This is a genomic window from Lentibacillus sp. (assembly GCF_035301675.1).
GTDB lineage: Bacteria > Bacillota > Bacilli > Bacillales > Amphibacillaceae > Lentibacillus.
The window spans coordinates 45,379-67,529 of the sequence record NZ_DATGTT010000010.1 but is presented as its reverse complement, the minus strand read 5'-3'; the positions used below and the strand labels follow the sequence as shown (position 1 = coordinate 67,529).

At 42.3% G+C, this 22,151-nt stretch carries 23 protein-coding genes and 1 other annotated feature; all 23 genes read right to left on the bottom strand.

Translation table 11 applies throughout. The features are described from left to right. Nucleotides 1-289: 289 nt before the first annotated feature. Nucleotides 290-1,090 (bottom strand): pyruvate, water dikinase regulatory protein, encoded by an 801-nt coding sequence (locus VK097_RS01710; RefSeq protein ID WP_324210067.1) that lies wholly within the window; start codon nt 1,088-1,090, stop codon nt 290-292. 16 nt (nt 1,091-1,106) lie between these two features. After that, on the bottom strand, nt 1,107-1,736 hold the full coding sequence (gene ccpN, locus VK097_RS01705; protein ID WP_324210066.1) for a transcriptional regulator CcpN: 630 nt from the start codon (nt 1,734-1,736) through the stop codon (nt 1,107-1,109). Nucleotides 1,737-1,822: 86 nt separating this feature from the next. Then, on the bottom strand, nt 1,823-3,907 hold the full coding sequence (glyS, locus tag VK097_RS01700; RefSeq protein WP_324210065.1) for a glycine--tRNA ligase subunit beta: 2,085 nt from the start codon (nt 3,905-3,907) through the stop codon (nt 1,823-1,825). Further along, nucleotides 3,907-4,785 (bottom strand): glycine--tRNA ligase subunit alpha, encoded by an 879-nt coding sequence (glyQ, locus tag VK097_RS01695; protein ID WP_324210064.1) that lies wholly within the window; start codon nt 4,783-4,785, stop codon nt 3,907-3,909. The genes glyS and glyQ overlap by 1 nt, the downstream gene beginning before the upstream one ends. A gap of 63 nt (nt 4,786-4,848) precedes the next feature. Next, nucleotides 4,849-5,019 (bottom strand) — a binding site (T-box leader). Between the two features lie 64 nt (nt 5,020-5,083). Beyond that, complete coding sequence (recO, locus tag VK097_RS01690; RefSeq protein WP_324210063.1) at nt 5,084-5,827, bottom strand: DNA repair protein RecO; 744 nt, start codon at nt 5,825-5,827, stop codon at nt 5,084-5,086. Nucleotides 5,828-5,861: 34 nt separating this feature from the next. Continuing rightward, nucleotides 5,862-6,008, bottom strand: coding sequence for a YqzL family protein (locus VK097_RS01685; protein WP_324210062.1), 147 nt, complete (start codon nt 6,006-6,008; stop codon nt 5,862-5,864). 85 nt (nt 6,009-6,093) lie between these two features. Further along, nucleotides 6,094-6,996: a GTPase Era gene (gene era / locus VK097_RS01680; RefSeq protein WP_324210061.1), complete on the bottom strand. Its 903-nt coding sequence runs from the start codon at nt 6,994-6,996 to the stop codon at nt 6,094-6,096. 169 nt (nt 6,997-7,165) lie between these two features. After that, nucleotides 7,166-7,537 (bottom strand): diacylglycerol kinase family protein, encoded by a 372-nt coding sequence (locus VK097_RS01675; protein ID WP_324210060.1) that lies wholly within the window; start codon nt 7,535-7,537, stop codon nt 7,166-7,168. Beyond that, nucleotides 7,527-7,991, bottom strand: coding sequence for an rRNA maturation RNase YbeY (ybeY, locus tag VK097_RS01670; RefSeq protein WP_324210059.1), 465 nt, complete (start codon nt 7,989-7,991; stop codon nt 7,527-7,529). Before ybeY ends, VK097_RS01675 begins: the two co-directional genes overlap by 11 nt. Before the next feature lie 178 nt (nt 7,992-8,169). Beyond that, nucleotides 8,170-9,129 carry a PhoH family protein gene (locus VK097_RS01665; protein WP_324210058.1) on the bottom strand — a complete coding sequence of 320 codons (960 nt, stop codon included), beginning with the start codon at nt 9,127-9,129 and terminating at the stop codon, nt 8,170-8,172. Between the two features lie 2 nt (nt 9,130-9,131). Further along, nucleotides 9,132-10,358 carry a sporulation protein YqfD gene (gene yqfD / locus VK097_RS01660; RefSeq protein WP_324210057.1) on the bottom strand — a complete coding sequence of 409 codons (1,227 nt, stop codon included), beginning with the start codon at nt 10,356-10,358 and terminating at the stop codon, nt 9,132-9,134. Between the two features lie 171 nt (nt 10,359-10,529). Further along, nucleotides 10,530-10,811 carry a sporulation protein YqfC gene (yqfC, locus tag VK097_RS01655; protein ID WP_324210056.1) on the bottom strand — a complete coding sequence of 94 codons (282 nt, stop codon included), beginning with the start codon at nt 10,809-10,811 and terminating at the stop codon, nt 10,530-10,532. Nucleotides 10,812-10,937: 126 nt separating this feature from the next. Continuing rightward, nucleotides 10,938-11,411, bottom strand: coding sequence for a YqfB family membrane protein (locus VK097_RS01650; RefSeq protein ID WP_324210055.1), 474 nt, complete (start codon nt 11,409-11,411; stop codon nt 10,938-10,940). Between the two features lie 30 nt (nt 11,412-11,441). Beyond that, entirely contained in the window at nt 11,442-12,443 is a 1,002-nt protein-coding gene (gene floA, locus VK097_RS01645) for a flotillin-like protein FloA (protein WP_324210054.1), read from the bottom strand. A gap of 19 nt (nt 12,444-12,462) precedes the next feature. Continuing rightward, nucleotides 12,463-13,803: an NfeD family protein gene (locus VK097_RS01640; RefSeq protein ID WP_324210053.1), complete on the bottom strand. Its 1,341-nt coding sequence runs from the start codon at nt 13,801-13,803 to the stop codon at nt 12,463-12,465. A gap of 193 nt (nt 13,804-13,996) precedes the next feature. Then, nucleotides 13,997-14,443 carry a GatB/YqeY domain-containing protein gene (locus VK097_RS01635; protein ID WP_324210052.1) on the bottom strand — a complete coding sequence of 149 codons (447 nt, stop codon included), beginning with the start codon at nt 14,441-14,443 and terminating at the stop codon, nt 13,997-13,999. A gap of 19 nt (nt 14,444-14,462) precedes the next feature. Beyond that, nucleotides 14,463-14,636 (bottom strand): 30S ribosomal protein S21, encoded by a 174-nt coding sequence (gene rpsU, locus VK097_RS01630; RefSeq protein ID WP_324210051.1) that lies wholly within the window; start codon nt 14,634-14,636, stop codon nt 14,463-14,465. 142 nt (nt 14,637-14,778) lie between these two features. After that, on the bottom strand, nt 14,779-15,450 hold the full coding sequence (gene deoC / locus VK097_RS01625) for a deoxyribose-phosphate aldolase (RefSeq protein WP_324210050.1): 672 nt from the start codon (nt 15,448-15,450) through the stop codon (nt 14,779-14,781). Between the two features lie 250 nt (nt 15,451-15,700). Further along, nucleotides 15,701-17,053, bottom strand: a complete 1,353-nt coding sequence (gene mtaB / locus VK097_RS01620) for a tRNA (N(6)-L-threonylcarbamoyladenosine(37)-C(2))-methylthiotransferase MtaB (RefSeq protein WP_324210049.1) — start codon at nt 17,051-17,053, stop codon at nt 15,701-15,703. Continuing rightward, nucleotides 17,053-17,811 (bottom strand): 16S rRNA (uracil(1498)-N(3))-methyltransferase, encoded by a 759-nt coding sequence (locus tag VK097_RS01615; protein WP_324210081.1) that lies wholly within the window; start codon nt 17,809-17,811, stop codon nt 17,053-17,055. The genes mtaB and VK097_RS01615 overlap by 1 nt, the downstream gene beginning before the upstream one ends. A 104-nt stretch (nt 17,812-17,915) precedes the next feature. Beyond that, the gene (gene prmA, locus VK097_RS01610; protein ID WP_324210048.1) at nt 17,916-18,866 is read right to left on the bottom strand and encodes a 50S ribosomal protein L11 methyltransferase; all 951 of its coding nucleotides are present in this window, start codon (nt 18,864-18,866) and stop codon (nt 17,916-17,918) included. Nucleotides 18,867-18,937: 71 nt separating this feature from the next. Continuing rightward, nucleotides 18,938-20,056, bottom strand: coding sequence for a molecular chaperone DnaJ (gene dnaJ, locus VK097_RS01605; RefSeq protein ID WP_324210047.1), 1,119 nt, complete (start codon nt 20,054-20,056; stop codon nt 18,938-18,940). A 224-nt stretch (nt 20,057-20,280) separates the two neighbouring features. Further along, complete coding sequence (dnaK, locus tag VK097_RS01600) at nt 20,281-22,122, bottom strand: molecular chaperone DnaK (RefSeq protein ID WP_324210046.1); 1,842 nt, start codon at nt 22,120-22,122, stop codon at nt 20,281-20,283. Nucleotides 22,123-22,151: the final 29 nt, after the last annotated feature.

The window sequence follows — 22,151 nt, the reverse complement described above, 5'->3', positions numbered from 1 at the left end:
GAAATCAATAATTCATTTTTGCTTAAGATTCCCAGTTGATGACGCATTGCTTTAGGCGTCAGAATCATCTGAAAATCAGAAAAACATCCTGCTTTTGCACAGAATGTTTTTCATTATAATTATTTTTGGGATTTTTTATAGCTGTTTTTTCACCACTGAATGAAGTTTCTACTTTTCCCCGCATCTAATGGACAGTAAACCGTCAAAGTACGACGGATAACTGTCCCTAAATGCCCGATTCGGTTCAACTAATATTCAGTGGGGGGAATACGCCCCGCTGAATAAAGTTTCACTTTATCATACGCATGATGGTATTTGCTGTTTCTTCGACTGCTTTATGTGATACATCAACAACGCGGCATCCGATTTTTTCAACAACTTCATCAAAGTATTGCAGCTCCTGTTGAATTCGTTCCATATTTGCATAGGTTGCCTGATCACCAAGCCCCAATGCTTTTAGACGTTCTTTTCGGATATCATTAAGCTTGGCAGCACTTATCCGCAACCCAATACATTTATCGGGGTTTACATCAAACAGTTCTTCAGGAGGATCGACTTCTGGAACGATAGGAACGTTGGCCACCTTCAGCCGTTTATGTGCCAAGTATTGTGATAATGGTGTTTTGGAGGTTCGGGAAACACCAATCAGAATGATATCTGCACGTGCAATTCCACGCGGGTCTCTGCCATCATCATATTTTACAGCAAATTCGATTGCTTCAACCCGTTTAAAATAGTCTTCATCCAATTGATGGACCAATCCGGGTTCCAAACGCGGATCACTGCTAAAAGATCGCTTCATTGCATTGATCATCGGGCCCATTATATCGATTGCCTCAACATTCATTTCGCCGGCTTGTGTATTCAAATACGACCGCAAATCAGGATCTACCAATGTAAAACCGACAATCCCCTCTTTTTCCGTTGCCAGCTGCAAAGTTTCATCAATCGTTTTCTTATCTTCCACATACGGAACCCGCTGTATTCGATACTCGCCATTATTGAACTGGCTTAACCCCGCTTTGATAACTAACTCCGCTGTTTCACCTACTGAGTCGGAAAGAACGTACACGAGTGGTTTATCTTGCATAGATTATCCTCCTCCCTTATAAATGCTCATCCATAATCAGTTCAACAAATACTTTAGTGATGGTAGTTTTTGTAATTCGTCCAACAATCTCAAACCCTTTTTCTGATTCCTTGAGAACCGGTAAACCATCAATTTGTTTATCAATCAGTTTCTTGGCTGCATCAATCAGCAGATTATTCCGGTAACAGACCGTAATATTAGGCATTCGCGTCATGATAATATGTACCGGTATTGCATCTAATTCCTGATTCCCGATACTGGCCCTCAATAAATCTTTCCTTGATAAAACACCGGTTAAGAATGAATTCTGGTCCACAACAAACAAAGTCCCCACATCTTCAAGAAACATTGTTGAAATGGCATCATATACAGAAGCATTCTCTTTGACGACAATCGGGACTGACTGATATTCATAAACTTTAAACTGCTTTATTTTTTCAGTCAACAGTTCCGTTCCTGTCTTTCCGGTATAAAAATAACCTACCCGGGGTCTGGCTTCCAAGAAACCTGCCATCGTCAAAATGGCCAAATCCGGACGCAATGTTGCCCGTGTTAGATTCAATTTTTCTGCTATATTTTCGCCTGTTATTGGCCCATTTTCTTTTACAATGCCGAGAATCTGTTCTTGTCTGTTCGATAATTCCACTTTTTCACCACCTGATTGCTCAAATGTGTCATACTGTTTTTAAATATTATACACGTTTAACAGTGAAAAAGGAAATAGTGACATTCTTAAAAATGCTGTTTCCATTCAATTGCTGACAAGTCCGCATAAGTACAAATTAAAGCCGCAATATTATTCAGCAGAGCCAGGCGATTATTGCGGATTGCCTCCACATCGGTCATAACCATATTATGGTCAAAGAAATCATGAATCGGCTGTGACAATTTTCCCAGTTGACGCAATGCATTTGCAGCTTCCTGATTATTATTTGCACTTTCGTAGTCATCCTTCACTGTTAAATAGGTTTCATACAGCTTTTGTTCCGAGTCCGTCTCAAAAATTCCCCGGCTGATTGTTAAGAGATCCGTTTTAGAAGCCAGGTTCAACACGCGGACAAGTGCTTCCTGTACCGGCTTAAACTCCGGATTATTCCGTTCATATGATAAGTTTTCAGCTTTTGCAGCCAGATATGGAATAATCCCGATTCCGTTATATAAAACTGCTTGGATAACATCCGGTTGAATAGCGGATTCTTTTAAAAGATACGTAATCCGATGACTGAAGAACCGTTTTATTTCGGTTCTAGATTTTTCTTTTTCCGACACACCAGTATTTGAATCCTTATACTGCTGTTCAGCCAAATTCAGTAACGACTCAACAGTTATATTCCAATTGTATGCCTTAAGTATTTTTAAAACACCAGTTGCCTGCCTTCGCAGTGCGTATGGATCCTGGGAACCGCTTGGAATCAGTCCCGCAAAAATACATCCTACAATCGTATCGATTTTATCAGCAATGCTGACAATTGCACCTTCGACAGTTTCAGGAAGTACGCCATCTGACTGAACAGGAAGATAATGCTCTGCCACAGCCCTTGCAGCAGCTTGCTCCTCGCCGGCATTAAGGGCATACGTTTCGCCGATGATCCCCTGCAGATTTGTAAATTCATCAACCATATTTGTCGGCAGATCAAACTTGCATATTTCGGCTGCCCTAAGTGTGTTTGAACGGGTTTCTTCATTGAGATTGAGCCATTTTGTCAATTGATCTGAGATGGCTGTAATCCGTTTGACTTTATCACCAATTGTTCCAAGTTTCTCCTGAAATACAATCCGCTCCAGCTTTTCCAAGTAATAATTGATTGGCTGTTTCTGATCTTCTTCAAAAAAGAACTGGGCATCCGATAACCTCGCATGCAATACTTTTTCATTTCCTTTGACAACCGTATTAAGTGCATAGCCATCCCCATTTCTAACACCAACAAAGTATGGAAGCAATTTACTGTCTTTTGATTGGACAGGGAAATAACGCTGGTGTTCCTTCATCGACGTTATCAGCACTTCAGGCGGAAGTGACAAATAAGATTCATCGAATGAACCGACAAACACAGTAGGATATTCCACCAGATTGCACACTTCATTAAGCAGTTCATCGTCTTCCGGAATTCGAAAGCCGTGTTCGGCTTCAGCTTTTCTCAAGCCATCAATAATCATTTGTCTGCGTTTTTCCGGATTAACAATAACATACTGACCTTCCAGCGCTTTCTCATATTCATCAGGTGCGGATAACGTCGTCATTTTTCCTAAAAAGCGATGACCATACGTACGGTTATCTGCCTTGACACCGGCCACTTCAAACGGAATGAGGTCATGACCGAATAATGCTGCAATCCAGCGGACAGGGCGCGCATACCGCAATGATTGTTCTCCCCAGCGCATGTTTTTCTTGAATTGGATAGATGTAATGATCTCATTGAACTGCGGCAATAATTCATGTGTTGGCTTACCGATAATTTGCTTTTTGACAAAGATGTACGTCGTCCCTTTTACATCCTTCGTATAAATATCATCTACGGCTTGTCCCTGGCCTTTTGTAAAACCGACTGCGGCTTTTGTCCAATTCCCGTCTTCATCCTGGGCGATTTTTAATGCCGGCCCTTTCACTTCTTCCTCCAATGATGTTTGTTCTTCTGCAACGTCTTTGATCAATACGGCCAATCTTCGCGGGGTTGAAAAAGAAACAATCGATGTATAGGAAATCCGTAAGTCGTTAAACCAGTTTCCCGTTTTAGTCAGCAGCTGATTTTCAGCGTCATCCACAAAGCGTGCCGGGAGTTCCTCGAGTCCAATTTCTACCAGTACATCTTTAGTCATTATTCTGCCTCCTTGTTCAGCATTGGAAAGCCCAGACGTTCCCGTTCTGCAACATATGCTTTGGAAATACTTCTGGCAAGATTGCGAATTCTGGCAATATACCCTGTCCGTTCAGTTACTGCAATAACGCCTTTTGCATCAAGCAAATTAAATGTGTGGGAACATTTTAATACATAATCATACGCAGGGAATACCAATCCTTTTTCCATCGTTATTCTAGCTTCGTTCTCGTACATTGTGAAGAGCTGAAAAAGCATATCCGTATCAGATTCTTCGAAGGCGTATTTTGAATGTTCATATTCCGGCTGGAAAAAAATATCATTGATACTGACGCCGTCGGTCCATTCCAGATCAAAGACGTTTTCTTTATCTTGAATATAGGAGGCCAGACGTTCAATCCCATATGTCAGCTCAACTGAAACGGGATTGGCTTCGAGTCCGCCGATTTGCTGAAAATAAGTGAATTGGGTGATTTCCATGCCATCCAGCCATACTTCCCAGCCCAGCCCGGAAGCTCCAAGGGTAGGATTTTCCCAATCGTCCTCCACAAACCGAATATCATGTTCTAATGGATTAATTCCCAGTGCTTCAAGTGATTGAAGATATAATTCCTGAATGTTATCCGGTGATGGTTTCATAATGACTTGATACTGATGATGCTGGTACAGGCGGTTTGGGTTCTGACCATATCTCCCATCCGCAGGACGTCGTGACGGTTCAACATATGCCACATTCCATGGCTCCGGACCCAGGCTTCTAAGCAGAGTCATCGGTGACATTGTCCCAGCTCCTTTCTCCACATCGTATGCCTGCATGAGAATACAATTTTGGTCAGACCAATGTTTTTGCAGTGTCAAAATTATCTCCTGAATTGTCATTAATATATCCTCCATATCATTTATGAAATTAAAAACCCCGTCCCTATGCAAGTATTGCACCTGCATAGGGACGGGGGTTAATCCGCGGTTCCACCCTATTTGCTCTTACGCAAGAGCCGCTTTATTCCAATTGTTCAGGAGCGCCATTCCTTATGTTCTGTTATCCAGCTTCCACCGTCCCGGACTCGCTTGCAACAGTAAACAATAAGTACTTTTCTCCGTCAGCACAATACTTAAACCTGTTAGATTTATGTACAAAAATATTACGATAAGACGCGCTTATTGTCAAGAAATCAGGTTATTTCAGTTTATCGAGCTGCTTCAAAAATCGTTTTGTTTTGAGATAATAGCCGCCATACTGATCATAATATGCATCCATAATATCACGGAGCAGCTTTTTGTTTTCCGGCTTCACTGAAATGGTTCCAATCCGTTCCAGTTCAACTTCGGAAAATATATGAAATAAGCGTGCCAGGTTGTTCGGAAGTGGAATTGCATTCATGTCGATATGCTGGCATGCGGCACAGAGCAAACCGCCTTCCGCTATTGAAAACGCAAAGAACCCATCTTTATTACCGCAGCTGACACATTTATCCACGCTTGGTGCGAAGCCGCCTTCTTTAAAAAGTTTTAATTCATACATCATAATAGGAATATCAGCATCGTCATATTCCGCAATCCAATTCAACGTCTGATAAAGCTGATCAAAAAGATAATGGTCGGGTGAATGAGAGTCTGTTAATTTATCGGTCAGCTCAACAATATAGGATGCATATGCTGTCTTGATAATATCTTCCCGGATACGTCGCAATGAATTGAGAACATCGCCTTGTTGTATGGTACTCAGACCCGAACTAAGATAAATAAAAAAATCACCATATATGAATGGCTGCGTGACAGCAGCCATTCTGCTTTTTGGTTTTTTTGCACCTCTGGCTATTGCTGATATCTTACCAGCTTTATCACTGAAGATTGTCACAATCTTGTGTGTTTCGCCATAATCCTGTGTCTTCATGACAATACCCTGCATTTTTTCGAGCAATCCGTATCACCTTCTTAACAGTGCAGATGACTCATCATGATTCTGAATTGAGGGAATTCCTTTTTTCTTTTTGCTGGTTCCCGGTTTGTTCAATTGATTCATTTTTTTCAAGCTCTTTTAACAACAAATAGGTTTCAATGTTTCCTGTCTGACTAAATAATTTCCATGTTAAGTCGATCACAAGAAACCCCGCCTTTCCATAATGTGTTCACTATTAGATTTTCCACAGGCGCTGAATCAATGAGTTTTAAAATTTACCAAGTATGTTAATACTCGTCACTCCGGAAGCCGAATTCATGAAGCTGGGATTGTTTATTGCGCCAATCTCTCCGGACTCTCACCCAAAGCTCCAGATACACTTTTAATCCGAGAAGTGCCTCAATATCTTTTCGGGCATTTCTGCCGATATTCTTAAGCATTGTACCCTGTTTGCCGATCACGATCCCTTTTTGCGTCTGACGTTCAGTTACAATCGTTGCCTGGATAAAGACACTATTAGACGCCCTTTCTTCCATGTTTTCAAGTACAACCGCAATTGAATGCGGAACTTCTTCTCTGGTTAACTCCAGCACCTTTTCACGTATTAATTCAGTGATAATAAACCGCTCCGGATGATCGGTTACATGATCTTCAGGATAATATTGCGGGCCTTCGGGTATATGTTTTTTTAGTTCACCAAGCAAATGCGTCAGATTATCGCCTTGCAGTGCGGAAATTGGAATAACTTCTTCAAAATCATATTTATCTTTATAAATATCGATTAGAGGCAACAGATCATCGGGATGTACAAGGTCGATTTTATTAATGACAAGAAAAACCGGTCGCTTAATTTTTTGCAGCCTGTCCAGTATGTATTGATCCCCTTTTCCATAGCCTTCCTTTGCGTTAATCATAAACAGCACGGCATCGACTTCATTTAAGGTGTCTTCAGCCGTCTTTACCATAAAATTTCCTAAATGATGCTTCGGTTTATGGATTCCCGGTGTGTCAATGAATACCAGCTGAGCATCATCGGAGGTGAGCACGCCCTGGATCCGATTGCGCGTTGTCTGTGCTTTATCACTCATGATCGCAATTTTTTGCCCGATCATTTGATTCATGAACGTTGATTTTCCGACGTTTGGCCTGCCGATTATAGCAATAAATCCTGATTTAAAATTACCTGCCATGATGTTTCCTCCGAGACGTATAATTTGAATATTTTTCTATTGATATTTTTATCATACTATAAAATCAAGCATGTTTCATGCAATTGGACAAAACCATTCAAAAGAACAGTTTTTGCAACAAAATGCGACAAGTTAAAAAACCTTCAGCTATGGAAGGTTCAGGTCGATACTATTTAAATAATTTCATGAGTTCGGGGAGAAAAACAAATAAACCCACCGCAACAGCAATAAGTGCGGAAACCAGTACAGCACCTGCTGCAAGATCTTTGATTGCTTTTGCCTGCGGATGTATCTCCGGCTTTAAATAATCAATCATTTTTTCAACAGCTGTATTCAACATTTCAGCAACCAGAACCAAACCAATTGCGAACAAAACCATTATCCATTTTAATACTGTCAAACGAAAGACAAATCCGGCTGAAATAACGCCCAAAGCGGCTATAAGGTGTATCCTGAAATTCAGTTCAGTTCTGACAACGGCTTTGAGGCCATCCCATGCATGTGAAAACCCAAATAATGATCCCTTCCGTTTATCGCTCAATGCCAAATTCATCCAAAATATCATCTTGTTTTCGGAACATTTCAGTTTCATCTTCCTTGTTCATATGATCATAGCCAAGCAGATGGAGAAAACCATGAACAGACAGGAAACTCAGTTCCCTTTCAAGTGAGTGCCCATATTCTTCGGCCTGTTCTTTGGCTTTATCAACCGAGATAACAATATCACCCAGCACAAGCGGCAGAGCTTCACCGATAATCTCCACCTCATCCGTCACTTTTTCCTGCATCGCGAACGAAATGACATCTGTCGGTCTATCCTGCTGGCGATAGTTCCGGTTGATTTCTTTAATTTCCTGATTGCTGACAAACGTAACCGAAACTTCGGCTTCATTGGCAATTTCTTCTTTTTTCGCTGTAAATACCAGTAAACGCTGCAGTAGATCAACGTAATCGGAAGGTACAGATTTTGTCTGATCATGAAAATCAATATGCATGATTTAGCCTCCTTGACAGGATATTGCATTCTTAAATGGAAGATTCCTTTCAATGTTCACCAATGGTCTGATACAGAATATCCGATTAATCGGGCATTCGTGCAGTTGCCCATCCATCAACATGATTAATATGGAAATAAGACACGCTTGGCCCGTGGATCTTACGCTGCTTTAGGCTTCAGTTCGCGTTTTCATAGGCATCAATTATTTTTTGTACTAAAGGATGACGAACAACGTCTGTTCCGTCGAAATGGATAAATGAGAGTCCCTCGACAGATGCTAAAAGCCGTTTGACTACTTGTAGTCCTGATTGCACCCCATTGGGCAAATCGATTTGGGTTATGTCACCGTTAATGACCATTTTGGAACCAAATCCAAGCCGAGTCAAAAACATTTTCATTTGCTCTGGTGTGGTATTTTGCGCTTCATCCAGTATTACAAACGCATCATCAAGCGTTCGTCCGCGCATGTATGCTAATGGTGCAATTTCAATCGTGTCGCGCTCGATTAATCTATAGGTATGCTCACTTCCAAACACATCGTGTAAAGCATCATATAAAGGCCTTAGATACGGATCCACTTTTTCCTTTAAATCACCCGGCAAGAAGCCTAAGCTTTCACCTGCTTCAACTGCAGGGCGTGTTAAAATAATCCGTTTAACATCCCCGTTTTTTAAGGCATGCACGGCCATAACAACTGCCAGATACGTTTTGCCGGTACCGGCCGGACCGATGCCAAAGACCAGATCATGGGCCTTAATGGCATCTGTATAACGCTTCTGTCCCAATGTCTGAACACGGATTGATTTCCCTCTTGCATTCTTGGTTATTTCGTCTTCAAAGAGGGTTTCAAATTGATTTATCTTTCCTTTCTTAGCCAGATCAACTGCATAGACAACATCCCTTTCAGTGATGTCGAGCCCCTTCCTTACAATCGACAGCAATGTCAAAAGAATTTCTTCTGCCAGTGCTGTACTTTCACTGCTGCCTGAAACACTTACCTGCTCTCCCCTTGTAATAAGAGAGACGTTAAGAAGTTCTTCAATCTGTTTTAAATATTTATCATTGGTCCCAAACAATGCCAGTGCTTCATTTGGACCTGATAGCTGTAACTCGATTGTTTTCAAGTTATTCGGCATAATCAATCTCCTTGGTCGATTGGTTCTTGTTTAACAATATCTTCTTCAACAGCCATATATAAGATTAATTTAACTTTACCACTCTCGATGGTTTCTTGCAAAATATTTTCAGAAATTATTTCCGCTTCAGGCCCCAGCCTTAACTGCAATTCATTTTTAGCTTGTTTTACCCCGATATCAACAGCCTCAGCTTTGCTCCTTTTTGTCCCATAATATTTTTTTTCGCTTATCGTTGTTTCCATCAATGATACCGGTAGTTTCCATTTGAATAAATAAAGATCTTTTTCATGCCGGTCCCGATGAATATCTTGATACTCCGGGTCTCCAAATCCCCAGACAGGAAATTCAATGCCGCCTAATTTCAAATGATATTTCGTTTCGGTATCACCTGTCAGACGCTCATGACTCGCCTTCAGCGGTACTGTCACTTCAGTTTCATACCATGTTTTTGCAATAACTTCGCCTTCTGCCGGAATCAGCTCATACGTGTCGTCTTTTTCTTCACCACTTTCATCGTTGTCATCTTTTTTCTCAAATTGTATTTTTCCGGAAACAAGTACATCCCCCGGATCGACAAAATCGTTCACTTGGACTCTTGGCTGTCCCTTGGCAACGTACATGTCTTCAATCACCCCTTTTTTGGAAGCCACAAGGTGTCTTGGACCTTCAACTTCTTCTTCCTCAACGATCGTTTTTTCCACGCCTTCCAATCTGAAGCTTGTCCCATTTTGTTTAATGCCAACCCAAAGCAGCTCAGGTATATCATTTATTAATCGCTGCTGAATATCACTTGGTGAATCTAAAGAGAATGCCCATGTCCCCTGGTGTATTCCATATTCCTCCAATTTATCACTGATTTTCTCCTCAATATCCTTTGGGACGCCAGTTATCTTGACTTCCCAAATAATATTGGATAAGAAAAAAATGAGCAATATACTTAGCAAAAGACCAATAAGCAGCTCTTTTTTCCGGGAAAAATGCTTGATCAAAAATGGGACACCGCGTTTATTTGTAAAGGTCAACTTATAATCAGTCCCGCGCCTCGCTTGCTTTAACGCGGTAAGATCCCTTAATTTTATATTTCCGGCACAAGACGTTTCAGACTTTTTTTCCACGTTCCAAACGACAATATCCCGTTCAATACATTTCTGGAAGAACAGCTCCGGATCTTTGCCCTCAACCAGGACTGTTATAAACCCCGTCATTGAAGAACCTTGTATATGTTTCATTTCCTCCTCCTAAAATCGATTTACTAAGATATAAAGTGAAACTTCATGCAGTGGGGCGCTTTTCCCCACCTGAATGTTAGTTGAACAGAATCGGACATGTACGGGCAGCTGGCCTACCATTGATTACTCCTGATTTCCTTGGCAAATTGAAGTGGGGGGTCTGGCTCCCCGTTAAGGGGGGATAAATTTCACTTCTTCTATGGTACCTTCAAGTAAAATCTCTTCAGGCAGCATCATTTTCAATACAAATTGACTTCCGGTTATTTGTATATAGCCTTTATGCGACTTAAGTCTCAATTCCGTATCAGAATAAACGGTTAGCCCCTTATGATTTTCAATATAGATATGAAGCTGGCCAATCATTGTAATCCTGGGCAGCTCCATCATGACATCTGAAGGAAGTGAAAAATATTTTGATAGCCATGGCCTGATCTTCTGTTGCCATTTCTTCACTGATGAGGCCCCCCTCTCACCATATGTTTATGAATTGAACGGCCGGATAAGAACAAAAAAGAACCAATACCGGACAGTTTTTCAGCCTGTCTGATATTGGTTCTTATTGGTTCTATTGGGTTTTCCTTACTTTTTCCGTTGAGCAACAATACTCCGATACGGTTTCACTGCTCTTGGCTGTCCCAAAACCTCCGACATGATAACACCATTGATTAAACCTGTACGCGTTAAGTTGTTATTCATGGTTTTCCTTAGTTTTTGGTGTTCATTTGATAAATCAGTATCCGGTGTCCGGCTTTTATCGCTGATTATCGCATGATGTTCTCGTTCTGTATCCTGGTGTTCTTTTGTGCTCATCCGATCAGCCAATTGCTTGCGCTGTTCATTCTGCTGCTCTTCAATTGAAGGAGCAGAAACAGTCGTCTGTGTCCCGGTTTCATTCTCCGTGCTGCTGTGGCTTTGTCCACCGCCAGAGGGAGCAGGTGCAGGGCCTGGCGGGTTGTTTTTTCGCTTCGGAATCGGTGTATCTGTATCTGCTTTATCCTTGAATAAACCCGAAGCTGTTGCAATAATTGCAAGGATGATCAGAATGACTTCCATCTTAACCCTCCTTGTGCTTGAGCAGTGAAATTACTCGTTATGATTGTCATCATTTTCCTCATTATCCTGAGTTAATTTCCCGATTGTACCACGCATATCGGTATCAGCATCAATGTTCTTATAATTCATATAATCCATGACGCCCATATTTCCGGAACGTAATGCTTCTGCAAGTGCACGTGGCACATCTGCTTCTGCTTCAACAACTTTTGCACGCATTTCTTCAATCCGGGCCACCATTTCCTGTTCTTGTGCGACAGCCATAGCGCGTCTTTCTTCCGCTTTTGCCTGGGCAATATTTTTGTCAGCTTCAGCCTGATCTGTCTGAAGAATCGCACCGATATTTTTCCCAATATCCACGTCGGCGATGTCAATCGACAGAATTTCAAATGCTGTACCTGCATCCAATCCTCTGCCTAAAATATTATGCGAGATGGCATCTGGATTTTCCAGTACCTTTGTATGTGCCTCTGAACTGCCAATGGTACTTACAACACCTTCACCGACACGAGCAATTACTGTATCTTCCCCGGCACCACCGACAAGCCGGTCAATATTCGCCCGAACAGTGATACGTGCTTTTGCTTTGACTTCGATGCCATCAATTGCAATACCGGCAATAAAAGGTGTTTCGATAACTTTCGGGTTAACACTCATCTGCACGGCATCCAATACATCACGGCCCGCCAGATCAATAGCTGCCGCTCGCTCAAATGACAATTGGATATTGGCACGATGCGCGGCGATAAGAGCATTTACCACACGATCAACGTTCCCGCCAGCCAAATAGTGGCTTTCCAGCTGATTCGTCGAAACATCAAGTCCCGCTTTATGTGATTTGATCAGCGGGTTAATGACCCTTGACGGTACAACCCGGCGCAAACGCATCCCGATAAGTGTAAAAATACCTACTTTTACCCCTGCAGCCAAAGCACTGATCCAGAGCATAACTGGAATAAAAGTAAACAGCACTGCCAGAGCAATTATAATGATCGCGATGACAATAATTGGCATCAGTTGTTCAATACTCATGCAAATTCCTCCTGTTTTTCTATGTTTTTACCTCACGTACTACAACTCGAACGCCTTCCACTTTAACAACTTTGACCATCTGTTCTTTTTCAATAAATCCTCCCTCTGTCACGACATCCAATCGTTCGTCTCCAAACAGGGCAGTCCCTGATGGGCGAAGCTGCGTTAAAGTTATGCCCTCCAGACCAATTAATTCAAGACGGTTCTCAGAAGATACATAACCCAGTTCTGTTGATGTCTGATCGGTTAATATCATACGACGGAAGAATCCTTTATTTCCTCCCATCGTTTTAAATAAGATAATGGAAGCAATAATCGTAACAATAAAAGCAATACTGATACTCATCGCCATATGTCCTATATCCTGACCTGACATGATGAGTGAGGCGATAATCGCTCCAATACCAATCAAACCAGCAATTCCTCCCGGCAAAAATAACTCTGCGACAACTAAACCAACACCCAGAATCAATAATACCAGCGCTTCCATGCCGGCCAAACCCGCAACCATATGTCCGTAAAAAAATAGGATTAATGCCAGTGCCCCCATGATACCGGGGATTCCAAACCCGGGGGAAAACAATTCTGCTACCAGACCAAGACTGGCAATTGACAGCAGAATTGGCACTACAACAGGATTTGTGATAAACCGTGCTATCTGTTCAGATATGGTCATCTCTTGTTCAGCAACAGTCGCATTACTAAGACCTAATGCTTCAAGAAGCTCTGTGCGATCTTCAACGGTACCATTTGAATAGCCGACTTCTGCAGCTGATTCGGGACCGAGTGTCAGGTATTTGCCTTCTTCAGCAGCATACTCCGGAAGATCAATGCTTGGATCCGCCATAGCTGCAGCGTAAAGCGGATCGCGGCCTTTCGACTCTGCTGCACTCTTCATGGCTGAGAGCCACGCCGATTGGGCTTTTTTATCTGCAGCTGTTCCATCCTGGTTGATGACGCCGCTTGCTCCCATAGTGGCATGAGGCTTCATGTAAATATTATCCGTATTTAATGCAATATAAGAGCCTGCAGATAATGCCCTGTTTACAATAAAAGATGTTGTTTCAAGCTCCAAATTTTGCATTAGTTCACCGATTTGTTCAGCAGCCGCGACAGCGCCACCCGGGGTATCAATTTCAAAAATAATATGATCGGCACCTTCTTGTTCAGCATCTTCCGTTGCCCGTGTCAGGAACGCTTCAAGTCCTTTCTCAACTTCATTTTCTATCGGGATAACATAAACCAGTTTCCCGCCGCCCTTGTCCTCAGCATGGGAAACTGAAAACAAACCTAACGCGGAACATACTACAATAAGTATAAGTGTAAGCACTTTAAGCGATCTGCGTCTGCCATCATACAAACTACCCCCCCTCTCTATTGAGCCCCGCAAAAATTCCTACGTTTTGCATGTGTAAATGGTTTCAATTATGTATATTACATAAATAGTAACATAACCACAGGTCAAGTTGATAGTTCTCTGTTAAAAAGTTGATGCCATAAAAAGCCTCAACATGGGAAAAGGTCTTGCCATTTATGACAAGACCTTTGGACATTCAATTTAAATGTTTTTGAACAAGTCTATTAATCTGTGCACCATCTGCCTGACCTTTGACTTTAGGCATGATAGCACTCATTACTTTACCCATGTCTTTCTTGGAAGCAGCATTAACTTCCTTAATCGTGGCTTTCACTATCTCCTCCAGCTCTTCTTCTGTCAGCTGCTGGGGCATGTATGCCTGGATTACATCAATTTCAGCTTCAAGTTTGTCAACAAGGTCATCGCGTCCAGCTGATTTAAATTCTTGGAGGGAATCCTTCCTTTGCTTCAGCTCTCTTGAAAGTACTGTCAGTTCCTCGCCTTCGGAAAGATTTTTATTACCAAGTTTAATTGACTCATTTTGCAATGAGGCTTTTAACATGCGTATGACCGCAAGTCTGTCTTTTTCCTTGCTTTTCATCGCCTGTTTCATATCCTGGTTCAGCTGTTCAGCTAATGTCATGGGCCCTGCACCTTCTTTACTATCTGCGTTTTCTGGCAGCTTCAGACTTTTTCTTGCGTCGTTCGCTTGGTTTTTCATAATGTTCACGCTTACGATATTCCTGCAATGTACCGCTTTTGGATACGTTGCGTTTAAAGCGACGAAGAGCATCTTCAAGAGACTCGTTTTTACGAACGCGAGTGTGATTTGACATGCTTATTTCCCTCCCTCCGAAGCACAAAACAAAAATAAAAGCAAAAACATGTATAATATTTCACATGTCTTCGTTTATTATAATATAATAGAACAGCTCAGGTCAACTTAAATATTGTTGAATAACAACATTCAAACATCAACTAATAGTCAGTTGAACCTGTTTCACCAGCTGTGATTTCAACACCCGCACTTGCGCCAATACGTGTTGCACCGGCATCAATCATGGCTTTTGTTGTCTTCAGGTCACGGACGCCTCCTGAAGCCTTAACCCCCATTTCACTGCCGACTGTTTCACGCATTAACTTAACATCTTCTACAGTGGCCCCGCCGCCGGAAAAACCTGTCGATGTTTTAACAAAGTTTGCGCCTGCTTCTTTTGCAGCCTCACATGCACGCACCTTCTCATCATCTGTGAGCAGGGATGTTTCTATGATCACTTTGGTTAAGGCACTCCCTTTTGCTGCGTCAACAACAACCTCGATATCCCGCTGTACGGCTTCATCATTTTTTGACTTCAATTCGCCGATATTAATGACCATATCTACTTCTTCAGCGCCTTCCTGAATAGCTTGCTTTGTCTCAAACTCTTTGGCAGCTGTTGATGTGGCACCTAGCGGAAATCCTATGACAGTGCACACTTTCACGTCAGTGTCTTTCAGATTATCATAGCAGAATGGCACCCAATATGGATTGACACAAACAGAGGCAAAACCATGTTCACGCGCTTCTTTAACAATTTGATCAATCTTTTCTTTCGTTGTATCAGGTTTTAACTGTGTATGATCAATGTATTTGGCAAGGTTTTTATTCATATATTGCTTCCTCCCAGCATTAGTTGTTCGTACCACTTATTCTATCATAGCAGGCTAACGGCAAAATTTCATTGAAAAAATAAGATGAACTTCATACAGCGGGATGTTGTTCCCGCAGAATGTTTGTTGAAGAGAAACAGATCTTTACGGGCAGTTGAGCCCCTCCTAATATTTTTCCGTTCCGTGAAATCTTGAAGTGGTAATCTTAAGGCCGTTAATGCAGGGAAAAATTCCGGGCAGTTCCCGAGAATTAAGAGGATATCTCTGCCCTTCCATTTTGAGCATTATCCATAACCCTTACAAATGTACCTTTATTGTAAGGATAACCTGACTGTGTGATTTTCACACGTACAATTCGTCCGATTAAATCCTTTGTTCCGTTAAATCGGACTTTCATATAATTGTCGGTGTAACCTTCAAGCATACTTCCTTCAGTTTCATTCACGTGTTCTTCCGGAATGACCTCAAGCACTTCGTCTTCATAACAAGATGCGTATTCTTTTGCAAGTTGATTCGATAGTTCAATCATTCGATTAACCCGCTCATTTTTGACATCAGCATCAACCTGATCATTCATACGGGCAGCGGGCGTACCTGTTCTTCTTGAGAATGGAAAAACATGCAGTTCCGAGTATCCGATTTCTTTAACAAAATTATACGTCTCCAAAAATTCTTCTTCTGTCTCACCTGGAAAGCCGACAATTACGTCAGATGTAATTGCCAGTCCCGGCAGAGCCTTCCGGATTTTATCCACTTTCTGCTTATAATATCCGGTTGAATATTTTCTCCGCATACGATGCAGCACCGTGTCAGATCCTGCCTGCAGCGGAATATGCAAATGACGGACAATTTTTTCTGATTTATCCAAGACATCGATGACTTCATCCGTAATCTGGCTTGCTTCAATGGAGGAAATACGGATTCGTTTAAGGCCTTTAACTTCTGATTCAAGTTCTTGAAGCAGTTTGGCGAAATTGTAATCATTCATGTCTTCACCATAGCCCGCAGTATGGATTCCGGTCAGTACGATCTCTTTATATCCTGCATCAACGAGACTTTGCGCCTGTTGAATGACATTTTCAGGTTCCCGTGACCGCAGCAGACCTCTTGACCATGGAATAATACAAAAAGTACAGAAGTTATTGCACCCTTCCTGAATCTTTAGCGATGCACGTGTTCTATCAGTAAAGTCAGGCACGTCCATTTCTTCAAAAACACGATTTTTCATGATATTTGTAACACCATTTACCGGTTCGCGTGTTTGTTGGTGTTCTTCAATATAGTCAATCATTTTCTTTCTGTTCTGCGTTCCGACAATCACATCGACGCCGGGAATCTCCATAATTTCGCCGGGAGATGTCTGTGCATAACATCCTGTCACACATATGACAGCATCCGGATTTTTGCGCACTGCCCGTCTGATGACTTGTCTGCTTTTCTTATCGCCGGTATTTGTTACGGTACATGTGTTAATAACATACACATCCGACTGACGGTCAAAGTCAACGCGTTCGTAGCCGCTGTCTTTAAACATATTCCAGATACCTTCAGTTTCATAATGGTTCACTTTACACCCTAATGTATGAAAAGCTACTGTTGGCATTATGTCCACCTCAATTCTTCAAAATGATATGAAATACTTGCCAATGCATATAAAGCTGCTGTTTCAGTACGTAAAATACGCGGACCTAACCTGACTGGAATGAATTCATTTTGTTTCAGCACATCCGCTTCCCGACTGGAAAAGCCGCCTTCCGGACCAATAACGAGCAGGACCCGGTCACCCGGACTCATTTTGCTTACGGCTCTGCCAAAGGATTGAAACACTTCAATCTTTGCTTCTTCCTCATAGGCGAATAATTTTACCTGATAGTCATTGCTGTTCATTGCCAAATCAGTTGTCGACGTTACCGTTCCAATCGAGGGGATTTTATTGCGATGACTTTGCTCACTTGCCTCTTTTATAATTTTTGAGTAACGCTGCAATTTTTTTTCAGCCTTTTTCTGATCCCAGACAGACACTGACCGGTCAGCCTGGACTGGAATAAACGAAGCGGCGCCCAGCTCAGTTCCTTTCTGAAGCACAAATTCCAATTTATCGCTTTTGGGCAATCCTTGTGCAATCGTCATCTCAATGGGTGATTCAGCTGACTCCTCAAGCCATTCGCTGACTATTGCATACACCATGTTTTTTACAATGTCTGTAATCCGGCAGACCGCAGCTTTTCCATCAGGGTGGCTGCAGATGATTTCATCCCCTGTACGGGACCGCATCACACGTATGATGTGGTGTGCGTCATCGTCAGTAATAGTGACCTTGTTATCTTTCCAATTTTCCGTTGGTATAAAATAACGCTGCAAATCAGGCACCACTCTTCTTTTAAAATGTGTGTTCAGGGCTAAGAAGTTCTGGGCGGGGTCGTTTTGAGCATCGGATATTCGATGTGTCATTTTCACCGGACTCTTTAAACAACATTTTCTGTCTTTTTAGCGACAATCACTGCCCAGTCCTCCATTTCATTTAGCATGACAATGTCGAATCCTGCTTTTTCCAGTTCATCCTTTACCATTTGTTTTTTTGCCTGAATAATACCGGAAGTTATGAACAGTCCATTCGGTTTCAGATTATTCCATGCATCCGCAGCGAACCTTACAATGATTTCAGCAAGAATATTCGAAACAATGATATCCGACTGCATGTCAACATGGTCCAGCAGGTTATTCTGTTTCAGCGTAACTTTGCTTTCCATTTTATTCAATTCAGTATTGACTTTTGTACTTTTAACGGCAACGTCATCAAGGTCAAAAGCATAAACTTCTTTTGCCCCGAGCAAGGCAGAAGCAATGCTCAAAACACCGGAACCGCATCCTACATCAATGACAACATCATTTTTGTTTATGTATTGCTCAATAGCTTGGATGCTCAGCACTGTTGTCGGGTGCGCTCCCGTCCCAAATGCCATACCCGGGTCAAGTTCGATAATCACTTCATCAGTGGATACGGGCTCATAGTTTTCCCACGTCGGAATGATGGTAATCTTTTCGGAGATTTTAAGGGGCTTATAATATTTTTTCCACGCTGTGGCCCATTCTTCTTCATCTATTTCACTTAAGGTTATCTCATTTCGCCCCAAATCAATATCATAAAGCATCAGGTTATTAATCGCCCGCTTTATTCTGTCAACCGTTTCTCCCAGAAAGCTGTTCACAGGCAAATAAGCCTTGATGTAAACACCTTCTTCGGGATATTCATCAGGGTTTAATTCATAAACTTCGCCAAAGAACGTATCGCGTTCTTTAACCAAATCGGCAGGATCTTCAATGACAACACCACTTGCACCTGTTTCATGCATAATGTTGGTAATTGGTTCAACTGCCTCATTTGTTGTATGAACACGTATTTCAGACCAGTTCACATTAACCCACCCGTTTCCTGAAAAAATGATCAGATTGTTTTATGTAAAAGGTGCCGGGGACAGCACCTTGTTTAGCTTTTGAATGCATTTTTAAAACGCTGGAACAATGAACCCTGTTCGTCAGTTGCCTCATTTCCGCCAATTTCGTTAAATTCGCGTAGCAATTCTTTTTGCCGTTCCGAAAGACTGCTTGGTGTTACAACTCTTATTTGGACATGCTGATCCCCATGACCGTAGCCGCGAACATTCGGAGCACCCTTTCCTTTCAGCCGGAAAATCTTCCCGGTTTGAGTACTTGCAGGTATTGTCAGCATAACTTTTCCATGCACTGTTGGGACTTCCACTTCGTCACCAAGAGCAGCCTGGACAAATGTTACTGGCAGCTCACAATAGATATGGTCTCCTTCACGTTCGAAAAATTCGTGTGAACGCACTTGAATAACGACAAATAAGTCGCCTGGCGGGCCACCGTTTACACCGGGCTCACCCTTGCCTGCAACCCTGATTTGCTGTCCTTCATCAATACCTTTAGGGATTGAGATGTGAATGTTCCTATGCTTTTTCACTTTGCCTAAACCACCGCAGGTATTGCATTTCTCCGGAATGATTTTACCGGTTCCGTTACAATGATGGCACACACGGCGATTAACAACTCGGCCAAATGGTGTGTTTTGCTCCATATTTAATTGACCAGAACCTTGACAGTGCGAACATGTTTCGGTTTTCGTGCCTGGTTTTGCACCGGAGCCGCTGCACGTGTCACATTCCTCTTCTTTTGGAATATTGATATCTGCTTCTTTTCCAAAAATGGCCTCTTCAAAGTCCAGCGTCATGGTATATTGTAAATCAGCACCTTGCTGCGGGGCGTTTGGATCACGACGGCGGCCGCCGCCAAAGAACATATCGAATATATCGCCAAAACCGCCGAAGTCACCAAAGTCCTGTGCACCGCCGAATCCGCCTTGACCTTGTGCACCTGCATGGCCAAACTGATCATATTGGGCTCGTTTTTGCTCGTCGCTCAATACTTCATAGGCTTCTTTTGCTTCTTTAAATTTGTCAGCTGCATTTTCCTCTTCGCTGACGTCCGGATGGTATTTTCTTGCCAGTTTACGATAAGCTTTCTTTATTTCATCTTTAGAAGCGCCTTCTTCAACGCCAAGCACTTCATAATAGTCGCGCTTACTCACTTGTGAATCACTCTCCCGACACTATTGCATACAGTTTATCATATCATCATTTATATTATGATAGCAAACAAGAAACTGACTCCACTAAACCTTTGTAGAGGAAGTACAAAGCTTAACATTGTTTTTCATATACCGTTTACCGCAATTTATACTTCCTGAGGCCAGAAAAAAAGTCAAAGTCAAGAGGGTCCTGACTTTGACTTTTTTGTTTGGTGACATAATAATTATTTTTTGTCTTCTTCGTCGTCTACTTCTTTGTAATCAGCGTCTACAACATCTTCTTCTTCTGAACCTTGGCCTTCTTCCTGCCCTTCCTGATTAGCCTGTTGTTCTTGTGCCATTTGTTCGTACATTTTAACGGAAAGCTGCTGTACTTGTTCCTGCAGCGCATCTTTCTTTTCCCTGATTTGATCAAGGTCATCAGATTCGATGGCTTTTTGCAGTTCTTCTTTTGCTTCTTCCGCTTTTTGTTTCTCTTCATCAGTTATATTATCACCGAGATCTTTAATGGTCTTATCTGTTGTGAATACAAGCTGATCAGCCTCGTTGCGCAGATCTGCTTCTTCACGGCGTTTTTGATCTTCTTCGGCGTTTTCTTCAGCTTCTTTGACCATTTGATCTACTTCTTCATCTGACAGGCCGGAAGAAGATTTAATGGTAATTGACTGTTCTTTATTCGTGCCCTTATCTTTTGCACTAACGTTAACGATACCGTTGGCGTCAATATCAAATGTCACTTCAATTTGCGGTATGCCACGCGGTGCTGGCGGAATGTCCGTCAGCTGGAAACGTCCAAGTGTTTTGTTATCTGCGGCCATTTCACGTTCACCCTGCAGAACATGAATATCAACTGCTGTCTGATTGTCTGCTGCGGTTGAGAACACTTGTGAATGACTTGTCGGGATTGTTGTATTTCGCTCAATCAATTTAGTTGTCACACTTCCCATTGTTTCGATACCCAAAGAAAGTGGTGTAACGTCCAGTAATACAACATCTTTTACGTCGCCTTGCAATACGCCGCCTTGGATAGCTGCGCCCAGAGCAACTACTTCATCAGGGTTAACGCCTTTTGAAGGATCTTTGCCTGTTTCACGTTTGATGGCTTCCTGTACAGCAGGAATGCGTGTTGATCCGCCGACCAGAATAACTTTATGAATATCTTTCGCAGAGAATCCAGCATCTTTCAATGCTTTGCGGGTTGGCTCCATCGTGCGCTCAACCAGATCCGATGAAAGTTCCTCAAATTTAGCACGTGTCAGATTCATTTCCAAATGCAATGGTCCGCTTTCACCAGCTGTAATAAATGGCAGTGAAATTTGCGTTTGCGTTACACCTGAAAGATCTTTCTTGGCTTTTTCAGCTGCATCTTTTAACCGTTGCTTAGCCATTTTATCCTGGGAAAGATCGATGCCGTATTCTTTTTTGAATTCCTGAACCATGTGGTCCATGATGACCTCATCGAAATCGTCACCGCCAAGACGGTTATCACCGGCTGTTGAAACAACTTCAAATGTGCCGTCACCGATATCAAGGATCGATACGTCAAATGTACCGCCACCCAAGTCGTATACGAGAATCGTCTGATCCTGGTCATCTTTATCGATACCATATGCCAATGATGCTGCAGTTGGTTCGTTGATGATACGCTCAACTTCCAGACCGGCAATTTTTCCGGCATCCTTGGTAGCTTGACGTTCGGCGTCATTGAAGTAAGCCGGAACTGTGATAACCGCTTTTTCTACAGTATCACCCAAGTAATCTTCAGCATACGATTTTAGATACTGCAGAATTATCGCAGAGATTTCCTGGGGTGTATATTCCTTATCATCGATTTTAACTTTGTAGTCTGTACCCATATGACGTTTTATTGATTGAACTGTGTTCGGGTTGGTGATTGCCTGACGTTTTGCCACTTCACCCACTTGGCGTTCACCATTTTTAAACGCTACAACAGATGGTGCTGTCCGGTTCCCTTCCGGATTGGGAATGACAACCGATTCGCCACCTTCCATTACGGCCACACATGAATTTGTCGTACCTAAGTCAATTCCGATTATTTTGCCCATAATCAATTCCTCCTTCACTGCTCTTACAA